14 protein-coding genes are annotated in these 12,875 nt (G+C 36.5%); 8 read left to right on the top strand and 6 right to left on the bottom strand.

All coding sequences use genetic code 11. The features are described 5' to 3' along the window. Window position 1: 1 nt before the first annotated feature. From efp to AB657_RS04490, 5 genes are all read right to left on the bottom strand, one after another. Window positions 2–568: an elongation factor P gene (gene efp, locus AB657_RS04470; RefSeq protein WP_047245394.1), complete on the bottom strand. Its 567-nt coding sequence runs from the start codon at window positions 566–568 to the stop codon at window positions 2–4. 63 nt (window positions 569–631) lie between these two features. Continuing rightward, window positions 632–1,417 (bottom strand): acyl-ACP--UDP-N-acetylglucosamine O-acyltransferase, encoded by a 786-nt coding sequence (gene lpxA, locus AB657_RS04475; RefSeq protein WP_047245395.1) that lies wholly within the window; start codon window positions 1,415–1,417, stop codon window positions 632–634. A gap of 9 nt (window positions 1,418–1,426) precedes the next feature. Then, window positions 1,427–2,824 (bottom strand): bifunctional UDP-3-O-[3-hydroxymyristoyl] N-acetylglucosamine deacetylase/3-hydroxyacyl-ACP dehydratase, encoded by a 1,398-nt coding sequence (locus tag AB657_RS04480; protein WP_047245396.1) that lies wholly within the window; start codon window positions 2,822–2,824, stop codon window positions 1,427–1,429. Window positions 2,825–2,826: 2 nt separating this feature from the next. Continuing rightward, window positions 2,827–3,843 (bottom strand): UDP-3-O-(3-hydroxymyristoyl)glucosamine N-acyltransferase, encoded by a 1,017-nt coding sequence (gene lpxD, locus AB657_RS04485; protein ID WP_047245397.1) that lies wholly within the window; start codon window positions 3,841–3,843, stop codon window positions 2,827–2,829. A 23-nt stretch (window positions 3,844–3,866) separates the two neighbouring features. Continuing rightward, entirely contained in the window at window positions 3,867–5,096 is a 1,230-nt protein-coding gene (locus AB657_RS04490; RefSeq protein WP_047245398.1) for an HD domain-containing protein, read from the bottom strand. Window positions 5,097–5,225: 129 nt separating this feature from the next. On the opposite strand from AB657_RS04490, the gene porX reads away from it, so the two are divergent. From porX to AB657_RS04520, 6 genes are all read left to right on the top strand, one after another. Next, entirely contained in the window at window positions 5,226–6,770 is a 1,545-nt protein-coding gene (gene porX / locus AB657_RS04495) for a T9SS response regulator signal transducer PorX (protein ID WP_047245399.1), read from the top strand. A gap of 7 nt (window positions 6,771–6,777) precedes the next feature. Further along, window positions 6,778–7,185 (top strand): tRNA (adenosine(37)-N6)-threonylcarbamoyltransferase complex ATPase subunit type 1 TsaE, encoded by a 408-nt coding sequence (gene tsaE, locus AB657_RS04500; RefSeq protein ID WP_047245400.1) that lies wholly within the window; start codon window positions 6,778–6,780, stop codon window positions 7,183–7,185. A gap of 220 nt (window positions 7,186–7,405) precedes the next feature. Further along, window positions 7,406–7,543, top strand: a complete 138-nt coding sequence (locus tag AB657_RS17940) for a hypothetical protein (RefSeq protein ID WP_157491583.1) — start codon at window positions 7,406–7,408, stop codon at window positions 7,541–7,543. Window positions 7,544–7,644: 101 nt separating this feature from the next. Next, window positions 7,645–8,295 (top strand): hypothetical protein, encoded by a 651-nt coding sequence (locus AB657_RS04510; RefSeq protein ID WP_047245402.1) that lies wholly within the window; start codon window positions 7,645–7,647, stop codon window positions 8,293–8,295. A 107-nt stretch (window positions 8,296–8,402) separates the two neighbouring features. Further along, complete coding sequence (locus AB657_RS04515) at window positions 8,403–9,602, top strand: alanine dehydrogenase (protein WP_047245403.1); 1,200 nt, start codon at window positions 8,403–8,405, stop codon at window positions 9,600–9,602. 67 nt (window positions 9,603–9,669) lie between these two features. After that, the gene (locus tag AB657_RS04520) at window positions 9,670–10,056 is read left to right on the top strand and encodes a DUF4258 domain-containing protein (protein WP_047245404.1); all 387 of its coding nucleotides are present in this window, start codon (window positions 9,670–9,672) and stop codon (window positions 10,054–10,056) included. A gap of 30 nt (window positions 10,057–10,086) precedes the next feature. On the opposite strand, the gene AB657_RS04525 is transcribed toward AB657_RS04520, so the two are convergent. After that, window positions 10,087–11,253, bottom strand: a complete 1,167-nt coding sequence (locus tag AB657_RS04525) for a proline dehydrogenase family protein (protein WP_047245405.1) — start codon at window positions 11,251–11,253, stop codon at window positions 10,087–10,089. Between the two features lie 118 nt (window positions 11,254–11,371). Here AB657_RS04525 and aroB point away from each other — a divergent pair, with 118 nt between their 5' ends. Further along, window positions 11,372–12,433: a 3-dehydroquinate synthase gene (gene aroB, locus AB657_RS04530; protein ID WP_047245406.1), complete on the top strand. Its 1,062-nt coding sequence runs from the start codon at window positions 11,372–11,374 to the stop codon at window positions 12,431–12,433. Window positions 12,434–12,545: 112 nt separating this feature from the next. Beyond that, window positions 12,546–12,869, top strand: coding sequence for a hypothetical protein (locus AB657_RS04535; RefSeq protein WP_047245407.1), 324 nt, complete (start codon window positions 12,546–12,548; stop codon window positions 12,867–12,869). Window positions 12,870–12,875: the final 6 nt, after the last annotated feature.

The following is a 12,875-nucleotide window of genomic DNA, read 5'->3' on the forward strand; positions in this document are numbered from 1 at the left end:
TTTATTCTTTAACCCTTTCCATATAGGAACTGGTAGAAGTGTCTATTTTAATTTTATCGCCCTCATTTATAAATAAGGGAACATTTACCTCTGCTCCAGTTTCAACTTTTGCAGGTTTGGTAGCGTTGGTTGCCGTATTTCCCTTAACTCCGGGCTCCGTATAAGTTACCTCAAGTATAACACTGGCAGGCATATCAACGGATAAAGGCATGCTGTCTTCGGTATTGAACATGATCTTAACGACTTCCCCTTCTTTTAACAATCCTGGTGCATCCAAGGCACTTTCTTGAAGGGTAATCTGGTTGTAATCGTCCGTATTCATAAAATGATACGTTTCTCCTTCCGCATATAAAAATTGATAAGATCTTGTCTCTACACGTACGTCATCAATTTTATGTCCTGCAGAAAACGTGTTGTCCAACACTTTTCCGGTAGATACACTTTTTAATTTTGTTCGCACAAAAGCAGGACCTTTACCAGGTTTTACGTGTAAGAACTCTATAATTTTATAAATGTCATTATTATATCTAATGCACAATCCTTTTCTAATATCTGATGTAGATGCCATTTTGCTTAAAACTTAATTATTAAAATAGTCGCCATAAATATGGCTTACACTTTTTGTTTATCCTTAATTATTACTAAAATATCCTTTCATAATACCTCTTTGAGAGTCTCTTATGAACTGAAGAATTTCGTCTCTTTCCGGGGTAGCCTCCATTTCGGCCTCTATTATTTGAGCCGCTTGGGAGTTATTGTAACTCTTTTGATATAAGATACGGTAGATGTTTTGTATTTCACGTATTTTTTCTGACTGAAATCCCCTTCTTCTTAGTCCTACGGAATTGATACCTACGTACGACAAGGGCTCTCTCGCCGCCTTTACATAAGGGGGCACATCTTTTCTAACCAAAGAACCTCCGGTAACAAATGCATGCTGGCCAATAGACACAAATTGATGTACGGCCACCAAACCTGCTAAAATTACATTGTCGCCAATGGTTACATGTCCGGCCAATGTAGAATTATTTGAAAATATACAATTATCACCTACGACACAGTCATGTGCCACATGGCAATAGGCCATTATCAAACAGTTTTTTCCTATAACCGTTTTCATCCTATCAGAAGTACCTTTGTGTATGGTAGCACATTCGCGAATGGTGGTTCCATCTCCAATGATTACCGTAGTCTCCTCTCCTTCATATTTCAAATCTTGTGGAGAAGCCGAAATAACCGCTCCGGGAAAGATATTACAATTTTTACCAATTCTAGCGCCTTCCATAATAGTAACATTAGAACCGATCCATGTGCCATCCCCAATGGTTACATTGTTATGGATGGTGGTGAAAGGCTCTATCACAACATTTTTTGCGATTTTAGCGCCTGGGTGAACATAGGCAAGGGGTTGATTCATGCTACTATTTTATTTTGATTTAACTATTTGTGCCATTAGTTCCGCTTCTGAAACCAATTTATCATTGGCATAAGCATAGGCCTGCATATGACATATTCCTCTACGTATGGGAGATATTAAATCACATTTAAAAATCAACGTATCGCCTGGAAGTACTTGTCTTTTAAATTTCACATTATCCATTTTCATGAAAAATGTCAAATAATTTTCTGGATCTGGCACGGTGCTCAATACAAGAATTCCTCCTGTTTGGGCCATTGCTTCTACCTGTAAAACACCGGGCATTACCGGAGCCCCGGGAAAATGACCTACGAAAAAAGGCTCGTTCATGGTTACATTCTTCACTCCTACTACATGGGAGTCGGACAACTCAAGAATCTTGTCCACCAATAAAAAGGGAGGCCGGTGAGGCAACATGTTCATGATTTGAGTAACATCCATTAAAGGTTTTTGGGTCAAATCGTATTGAGGAACATTGTTGCGACGTTCCAATTTTATGATCTTAGATATTTTTTTTGCAAATTGTGTATTCACAAAATGACCAGGTTTACTAGCTATAACCTTACCACGTATTCTGGTTCCTATTAGGGCCAAATCACCTATTATATCCAACAACTTATGTCTTGCGGCTTCATTTGGGTGATGTAAAGTTAGGTTGTCTAAAATACCATTTGGCTTAACAGAAAGTTTCTTTTTGTTAAACGCTTTTTCTAACTTTTTCATAGTAGCTTCGGAAATCTCCTTATCTACATATACTATGGCATTATTTAGGTCCCCTCCTTTAATCAGTCCATTTTCCAAAAGCATTTCCAGCTCATGTAAAAAACTAAAAGTACGAGCATCGGCTATTTCTTCTTTAAAATCTGATAATTTTTCCAAATTGGCATTTTGAGTACCAAGAACCTTGGTACCAAAATCTACCATAGTGGTAATCTGATATTCATGTGAAGGTATAATCGTAATCTCACTTCCGCTAGCTTCATCCCTATAAGAAATAACATCTTTTACAACATATTCTTCTCTATAAGCATCTTGTTCAACGATTCCCGCTTCTTCCAATGCTTCCACAAAAAACTTTGAAGATCCGTCCATAATTGGAGGTTCTGGAGAATCCAATTCTATAAGAACATTATCAATTTCCAAACCTACAAGTGCCGCCAAGACATGCTCCGATGTTTGAATTTTGACGCCATTTTTCTCTAAATTGGTACCTCTTTGGGTGTTTACCACATAATTGGCATCGGCCTCGATTACGGGTGTACCTTCCAAATCCACACGCTTAAAAGCGTACCCATGATTTTCGGGAGCTGGCAAAAATTTAACGGTAACATTACCACCTGTATGTAATCCAACTCCGGTCAAAGAGACCTCTTTATTTATTGTTCTTTGTTTAAATGCTGTTTTCATCGTCAGTCCTTATTTTCCAAGTTGTCGATTCTACTAATAATTTTAGGTAAGTTTTTAAAGTGTACATAAGACTTATTGTAATCTCCGTAATTAAGGGCTGGAGACCCCTGTAGCACTTCATTATCTTTTACATTTCTTCCAATTCCCGATTGGGCCTGTATCTTAACATTGTCTCCTATAACTATATGGCCAACAATACCAACTTGCCCACCAATCATACAATGTTTTCCTATTTTGGCAGAACCTGCAATACCGGTTTGGGCGGCTATTACCGTATGTTCCCCTATTTCTACGTTGTGGGCAATTTGGATCTGATTATCCAACTTCACCCCTTTTCGTAAAATTGTTGATCCTAAAGTAGCCCTGTCTATCGTAGTACCGGCCCCAACATCAACATTGTCCTCAAGAATTACATTGCCGGTCTGCGGAACTTTTGTAAACTCCCCTTGTTCATTGGGTGCAAAACCAAAACCATCGGCACCTATAATAACACCGCTATTAACAACACAGTTGTTTCCGATAACGGTTTCTGAATAAATTTTTGCTCCAGCAAAAATAACCACATTGTTACCAATGGTTACATTGTCTCCAATATAGGCGTTAGGATATATTTTGACATTATCGCCAATTACCACATTATTGCCCACATAGGCAAACGCCCCCAAATAAAGGTTTTTCCCGTAGACCGCCGATTGGGCCTTGAAAACGGGTTCCTCTATACCTATTTTATTATTTTTTACCTCATTATAATATTCCAAAAGTTTGGAAAAAGACTTGTAGGCATCCTCTACTTTAATTAATGTAGTACTTAGTTCCTGATCCGGAACAAAATCTTTGTTCACTATAGTGACCGACGCTTTTGTCTTATATATAAAAGAAGTATATTTTGGATTGGCCAAAAAAGTCAGAGACCCTTTTTCACCTTCCTCAATCTTTGCAAGTTTATGGACGGCTATCTCTGGATTTCCATGGACTTCACCTTCCAATATACCTGCAATTTGACCTGCTGTAAATACCATGGGCACAAATGTAAGAAAAATTGTTAAACGGCTTCTTTTGGGTAACAGATATAATATTTGGTAACGGTATTTGAAAGTGCATTCAAATTTAAATGGTCCGACAACTTTGCAACATCCACGATTTTACCGTTTTTTCTAAGAATATTAATATTCTGATGGTTACGGTTGTAGGCTCTGTTTTCCAGTTTTCCGGTAAAAACGAAATAGGATATCTCATCGTCGTTTTTTAAACCAAGCCTTTGTTGCACTTTTCTCTTTTTGTTATCCAACTTTTTCTTGGTTATCGGCTCTTTGCGAACTTTAATATGTAATAATTTACGGTCTATTAACATCTGACATAATGTGGACAATACAAAATCATCTGAATCTTGCCATTCTTTAACAGCGGATAAGATATCTATATCGTCCAATTTTGAAAATTGATCAAGTACTTTTGTGTCAAAATTATCCATTCTTACTTCGTTCGACAAAAAAAACATCAGTGCATTACTGGCGTTTAGTTGATGGTTTTTGTCTAATAAAAACCGTGCTCTCTTCAAAATACTGATCAAAATCTGTTCGGCCACAACCGAGGTCTTGTGCAAATAAACCTGCCAATACATAAATCTACGGGCCATCAGGAATTTTTCTACGGAATAAATCCCTTTTTCCTCTAGCACTAAATTGCCGTCGACTACATTAAGCATCGTAATTAAACGATCTGCATTGGTATTTCCTTCGGCAACCCCGGTATAAAAACTATCCCTTTTAAGATAGTCCAAACGATCCATGTCCAATTGACTGGATACTAGTTGGTTTAAGAACTTTTTAGGATGTTTACCTGTAAATATTTCAATTGCCAAAGTTAGTTTGCCATCGAACTTCCTGTTTAACTCGTGCATAAATTGGAGCGAAATATGCTCATGACTTATATCTTTTACGATACTATGCTCCATCGCATGTGAAAACGGGCCATGCCCTATATCATGTAATAATATAGCACATAACAATCCTATTTCCTCCTCTTCGGAAATTTCAACGGCCTTATAGCGGAGTGCCAAAATTGCTTTTTGCATCAAGTACATACACCCCAACGCGTGGTGAAACCTTGTATGATGAGCCCCTGGATATACCATATAAGAAAGCCCCATTTGAGATATTCTCCGCAACCTTTGAAAATAAGGATCGGCGATCAAATCAAAAATCAAATCATTGGGGATTCTAATAAATCCGTAAATTGGATCATTAAATATTTTTAGCTTGTTGTATTTCATTAAAAACACAGTAGTTGTTCACAAAGCCCCAAAGTTATGCAATTGTAATTACTCACATAGGGCCTTTATGAATAGTTTTTACCAATGATATCATAATTAACGCAAGCTTATAGACCATAAATTTCTTAAATGAACAAGATAAAAATACTTTGGGTAGATGATGAAGTGGATCTTTTAAAACCACACATCTTATTTTTAGAAAACAAGAATTATGAGGTTATTACTTCAAAAAGTGGACAAGAAGCACTAGAGGAATTAAGAAAAACCCGGGTAGATATTGTTTTTTTAGATGAGAATATGCCCGGCATTTCAGGTTTGGAAACCTTAGGCGAGATCAAGCTCATAGACTCTTCTTTACCCGTTATCATGATTACAAAAAGTGAGGAAGAGTTTATTATGGAAGAAGCCATTGGGTCTAAAATAGCCGACTATTTAATTAAACCTGTAAACCCTAATCAGATATTGCTTGCGCTTAAAAAAAGCTTAGACCACTCTAGATTGGTGTCGGAAAAAACCACTAGTAACTATCAACAAGAATTTAGAAAAATTGCCATGGATATGTCTATGGTGAACACCTACGCAGAATGGGAGGAGCTTTATAAAAAATTGATATATTGGGAATTGCAGTTAGAAGAGATAGAAGATAGTGGAATGTTCGAAATTCTGGAGTCTCAAAAAGTAGAGGCCAACAATCAATTTGGAAAGTTCATTGACAAAAACTACGCCGATTGGTTTACCAATCCGGATGCCCCCGTCATGTCACATACCCTTTTTAAAAAGTGGGTAGCCCCCGAGATCAAGGATCAAAAAACATTAATGGTAGTGGTAGACAATCTTCGTTACGATCAGTGGTACGCCTTTGAAGAAACGGTTGGTTCGTTTTACAAAAAAAACAAAGAGAAATCATATTGTAGCATCTTGCCAACCGCGACCCAATACGCTAGAAATGCCATATTTTCAGGACTCACACCTCTGGATATGGAAAAAAAATATCCTGATTGGTGGAAAAACGATACCGAAGAAGGGGGCAAGAACCTATTTGAGGATAAATTTTTAGAAGAACAGCTCCGACGATTGGGATGCGATATAAAATGGGAGTATCATAAAATCAGTAGTTTAAAACAAGGTAAGCAACTTTCTCAAAATTTTAAATCACAAAAAGATAACGACCTCACGGTAATTGTCTATAATTTTGTGGACATGCTCTCACATTCCAAAACGGAAATGGAAGTAATAAAAGAATTGGCATCCAATGATAAGGCTTATAGATCCCTTACTCAAAGTTGGTTTAAAAATTCTCCCTTACTGGAAATAATTCAGCAAGCACAGGCCATGGGATTAAAACTTATAATAACGACCGACCATGGTACCATTAATGTAAAGTCTCCCTCAAAAGTGGTAGGTGACAGGGAAACAAGTTTAAATTTAAGATATAAGACAGGGCGAAGCCTGAGTTATGAAGAGAAAGACGTAATGGCCGCCAAAGATCCAAAATCAATTTTTCTTCCAAGCATAAACGTCAGCAGTTCTTTTATTTTTGCTAAAAATGACCTTTTCTTTGCTTACCCAAACAATTACAATCATTATGTTAGTTATTATAGAAATACCTATCAACATGGAGGGGTATCTTTAGAAGAAATGATCGTACCATTTATTGTCTTATCGCCAAAATAGTTTTTTGATGGAATTAATTTATTCGGAACGCGAGATTCAAGAAGTAGCAAAAAAGATAATTACCAGCATACCAAATAAGACGGTAGCATTCTATGCTCCTATGGGAGCGGGCAAAACAACATTGATAACAGCTATTATAAAAGAGCTTGGAAGCGTTGACAAGGTAAGCAGCCCAACTTTTGGGCTCGTAAACGAATACGCCGACCAAGAGGGAGGCCTATTGGCCTACCATTTCGATTTTTATCGCTTAAAAGATGAAATTGAAGCCTTGGATATGGGAATCGAAGATTATTTTGATACCACGAGCTGGGTTTTTATGGAATGGCCAGAAAAAATACCTTCTTTTTTGCCAACAAATACAACCGACATTAAAATTGAAATTTTAGACACCGATAAACGAAAAATAATTTTCTAGTCCTTTGGGGGTCACAGCTTCTTTTAACAAAAATTCAAAATCACATCGTTTTTCAATCGTTATTATTGTTTTTTTTCGACGAAATACCTGAAATTCGATTAATTGCTTGATTTTTACGTTAAAAGGTACATTTTTTACGTTTAAAGACATTTTTTTTGTACATTTTTTCTTACGTTTGTAATAAGATTATTTTAATGTTTAACCCAAACCCCTAATGAAAATGAAAAACAAAAGAACATTTTTAGCATCGATCGCTTTAGGAATTTTTCTTTTAGCCACAGTGGCACCTATTGTTAATTTGGACGACAATGGACAACAAATAGGAATTGAGAAAAGAAAACTTACCAAAAAAATATAAGTTTTTCTTGAAACGTAATTGAAAAGGAGTGATAAAATCGCTCCTTTTTTTTATACTAATAATAATAATTGACCGTTAGCAAATAGTAATTAATACAACTAATGGTCTCAAGAACTAACAAAAGAAAGGCGAAGAAGAAAATTTTTATAGAATCTCTTCTTGTTTTTTTTATTGCTATTTCGCCCTTTTTATACAAAGTATATGAGTATATACCTTTGAACGAAGAGGGTATTTCAACGTTTTTGGGAATAGAGATTTCTCCACAAGGTTTTGAAGATGCTTCTGTATACATCTGGTTTCTAGCAAGTAAAATCATCCCTCTTTATTTATTGATAATTTGGTTTCTTACATCGAGAGATTGGTGGTATCACATTATTTTAATACCGGTAGCGATGTATGCATTTCAATTGTTCGAGGTTGTTTTTGACTCTGATGACAATATTGATACTGAGAATATTTGGTGGATCATTCCTATTTGTATGATTACCATCCCGTTCGTTTATTTAATAAGGTTAAAACTTTACGACAAACATGTCCACGGAATAGACCTAGAAGCCATGGAGCAAGAACTTAATCAGTTAAAAACAGAAACATCAGAAAATAAGAAAGAAGAATCTTTAAAAAAAAATGATGTTACTGAAACTCAAGAACATGATTCAAAGCAAGGAAACCTCCAATTTTCCTATAATAGGATCGAGCAAATTTTAAAACAATTGCAAACAAGGCTTCAAGGGTTGCTTAATATTAGATAGGTTATAACATTCAATTGCCCATAATTCAAATTCAGATATTTCAATTTATCTAAAAATTGTACATTTGAGATTAGGATCGATAAGTCCTTATTTATATAGTGTCGATAATGAACGAACCATCTTCTCCCTTTAGTAAGCTACAGTTAATACCGCAAGAAGAAACACTTGAGATTCTAAAGCAAAAAGGGGAGCTTTACATTGGGCTTCCAAAAGAAAACCAATATCAGGAAAAGCGAATTTGCCTAACTCCAGATGCGGTAAACGCGATTACGGCCAACGGTCATCGGGTGTTAATAGAATCAGGTGCCGGTGAAGGCGCACATTTTTTAGATTCCGATTATGTTGCCGCCGGGGCAGAGATTACCAGAGACACTAAAAAAGTATTTTCGTGTCCACTACTCTTAAAGGTTGAACCCCCTACCCTTGCAGAGATAGACATGATCAATCCACAAACAACGATTATTTCTGCCCTACAGATAAAAACACAGGATAAATCTTATTTTGAGAAATTGGCCAAAAAAAGAATAACAGCCATTGCTTTCGAATATATAAGGGACGAAGATGGAAAATATCCGGCCGTAAGATCACTTAGTGAAATAGCAGGTATATCATCGGTTTTAATAGCATCGGAGTTAATGGCGGCCACAAATAAGGGAAACGGACTCATGTTCGGCAATATAAGTGGAGTGCCTCCTGTAGAGGTTGTTATAATCGGTGCCGGAACCGTTGGGGAATATGCAGCACGGTCTGCAATTGGTCTAGGCGCCAATATCAAGGTCTTTGACAACTCTATCACCAAACTAAGAAACATACAGACCAATCTTAAACAAACGATCTACACCTCTACTATTCAGCCAAAAAACTTACTTAAGGCCCTAAAAAGATGTGATGTTGCCATAGGCGCGATCAGAGGTGAAGACAGAGCCCCTGTAATAGTTACCAGTACCATGGTAGAACACATGAAGAAAGGAGCTGTTATTATAGATGTAAGTATAGACACGGGCGGCTGTTTTGAGACGAGCGAGGTCACCAATCATCACAAACCTATAATAGAAAAATACGGCGTTATACATTATGGTGTTCCTAATATTCCGTCAAGGTATCCTAAAACCGCTTCGGTTTCCATTAGTAATATTTTTACACCCTATTTGTTGAAAATTGGGGAGGATGGAGGTTTAGAAAACTCACTTAGATTCGATAAAGGCCTAAGAAGCGGACTGTACATGTATCACGGCATTTTAACCAACAAGTTCGTTGGGGAATGGTATGATCTGCAATACAGCGATATCAACTTTTTGATTTTTTAGATTTTTGGTCCCAAACTTCCTATATCAGTTTTAAAGCTATAATTTTGCGGGATTATTTGTGATAATTATGGCATTTTTAAAACGTTTGGGTTTTTATTTATTCGGTTTGTCCGTAGGACTCGTATTTCTTTCCATGTTCTTAAAAAAGAAATCGGAGGAAACCGGTGTTTCTTTCTGTTATTTGCCTAATTGTAGAACACTGAAGGATATACGGTCTAAACCACTATATTATTCCGATAATGTTAGCAAACAATTAGCGAACAAAGAGATAGATTCTTTAGATATTAGCTATTTGCTTAATGAAGGAGATGTAGATTTTAGCAAAAGCGATACAAAGTCTGTGCCCTGTAAGACCTATATAATAGAAGGGCCTATAAAAGAGAAAGAGGTTCGGGTGGTAGTAAAGAACTGTAGCAACAAAGCTATGGTCGAAAGTATTACGCCCAAACAATAAGACAACCTCTTTCGTTTTTACGTTCTTCCCTTAAATCTTTCTTCTTTTCCTTTCTTTTTTCAAAAGAGACAACTCTCTACTGGTTTGTCCGGCAACAGAGGTATTCTCTTCTGCCCTGCGTATAAGATATGGCATTACATCCCTTACAGGTCCAAAAGGCAAATATTTAGCAACATTATATCCATTGGCGGCCAAGTTAAAAGATATATGATCGCTCATTCCATATAATTGACCAAACCAAATACGTTCATCATCTTTTTCGATTCCACGTTCTGCCATCAAATCCATTAATTTGTAACAGCTTATTTCGTTATGTGTACCAGAAAAAATAGAAATATGTTCTAAGTTGTCTATAATATAACTAACCGTAGCATCAAAATTTTCATCGGTAGCTACTTTAGATGCGCATATTGGAGAGGGATAACCTTTTTCTTTGGCACGTTCGTTTTCTTTTTCCATATAGGCTCCTCGCACTACTTTTACCCCGATCTTAAAACCTTGGCTTATGGCCCGTTCTTGCAACTTTTTTAAATAGTCCAATCGGTCCCACCTATAAGTCTGCAGGGTATTGAACACCACTGGCTTACTCTTGTTATACTTGCGCATCATTTGTTCGGCCAGGTCATCTGCGGCATCTTGCATCCAGCTTTCTTCCCCATCTATTAAAAGGGCCACGTCTAAATCATGAGCTTTTTTACATACTTTATTGTATCTATCTACAACTCTATGCCATTCGGCCTCTTCTTTTCCGGTAAGTTTTTTACCCTCCCCTATTTTTTGAAATAGCGCAAATCTACCAAACCCAGTAGGTTTAAAAACAGCAAAGGGAATAGCTTCTTTCTCCTTGACAAAATCAAGAATCTTTAAAATTATTTCGGTAGCATTGTCCAAGGGGTCCTCTTCGTCCTTTCCTTCCACCGAATAGTCCAATACGGAACACACACGTTTTTGGTACATTTTATCCACCACCGACAAACAGTCCTCTTCATTGACCCCGCCACAAAAGTGATCGAATACCGTAGCTCTAATTAACCCATCAACAGGAAGATGGGCCTTTAGGGCAAAATTCGTCATGGCCGTACCAATTTTAACCAAAGGCTCGTTGGCTATCATTTTGAACAAAAAATAAGCCCTTTCTAACTCAGAATCCGTCTTCAAGGAAAAAGCTGTTTCAGTATTCTCGAAAATACCCTCCATTTTTACAACATTTTTTACCGGCCAAATATAAACACAGAATTTCTATTCTTATTGATTAAAATAACCTTTATTTTGTGCTTTGAAATTTATTTAACCGGGAATATAAAATCGAACATCAATGCAGTCTATAGTTTCTGAATCTTATGCGGTACATTTTAACGAAACATCTTACCAAGAGCTAAACACTCATTTAAAAACAAAGGGGTATTCTACCATTTTTATTCTAGTGGACGAAAACACCCATGAACTGTGCCTTCCTCAATTTATGGCTGAGATTTATGGTGATTATCATTTTGAAATTATAGAAATAGCATCGGGTGAAGAAAATAAGACCATAGATACTTGTGTCGGGGTCTGGGAAGCTTTATCTGAACTCGGTGCCGACCGAAAAAGTTTAATGATCAACTTAGGGGGCGGGGTTTTAACCGATTTAGGCGGTTTTGTAGCTTCTACGTTTAAAAGAGGTATTGATTTTGTAAATGTGCCTACTACCCTATTATCTATGGTAGATGCTTCTGTAGGTGGTAAAACCGGGGTGGATCTAGGTAATCTTAAAAATCAAATAGGTGTTATTAACCAGCCACAAATGGTACTAATAGTAACCCGTTTTTTAGAAACTCTGGAAGAAAGGCAAATTAGAAGTGGGTTTGCCGAAATGTTGAAGCATGGTTTGATCAAAGACAGCAACTATTGGCAGGCATTGAAACAAACAGAAAACTTTGCCGAATTAAAAGAGCACATATACACATCGGTAGAAACAAAGAACCATGTCGTATTGCAAGACCCTACCGAACAGAATATTAGAAAAATATTAAACTACGGCCATACATTGGGCCATGCGATCGAATCTTATTTTTTAGAAAACGAGGACAAGAAAACCCTTCTTCATGGAGAAGCCATTGCCGTTGGTATGATTCTAGAAGGGTACTTATCCAATAAATTAACAGGACTATCTACAGAAGAGCTAAAGGATATAAAAGAGACGTTTTTAAAATATTATGATAAGATATCTTTTACCCCCGATGATATTGAAAAAATCGTGTCTCTTTTAAAGTATGACAAGAAAAATTCGCATGGGAATATAAATTTTGTGTTGCTCAAGACGATAGGGGAAACACAAACCGATGTTCAAATAGAACCTGATTTGTACAAAGAGGCTTTTGCTTACTACATGGAATAAAAACTTTACATACTAAAATGAAGGGTTTCACAACTCTTTGCCATCGTCTTTAAATAAAATAACTAGTTTAGGTACAAGTAATTAAAAACCAAATAATTAACCTTTATCAGTTATGACCAGACGACTAATAGACTACAAAAAATTAGACCGTACACTTGCTTCTTTATTAATTGAAAGTTACCCACATGGCTATGGCGACGAAGATGTTATAACCTTTAAGGATATAAACGGAAACATTGTCGAGGCAGTAGAACTAAGAACGGAAGACACGCTTTATTTAGTTAAAATAAGCAAAAGCCTTTCTAATTTCATTGCCAATTTCGAGGAGAATATTGAAAAAGAGTTAGAATCAAAATCTCCCAAAGATATTATGGTAAACGGCCGAATAGGATATGAAATGGAAAGTGATTTTAAAATCACTGACGACGAGTTTTAACAAAAC

It is taken from the genome of Maribacter thermophilus (assembly GCF_001020565.1).
Lineage (GTDB): Bacteria > Bacteroidota > Bacteroidia > Flavobacteriales > Flavobacteriaceae > Maribacter > Maribacter thermophilus.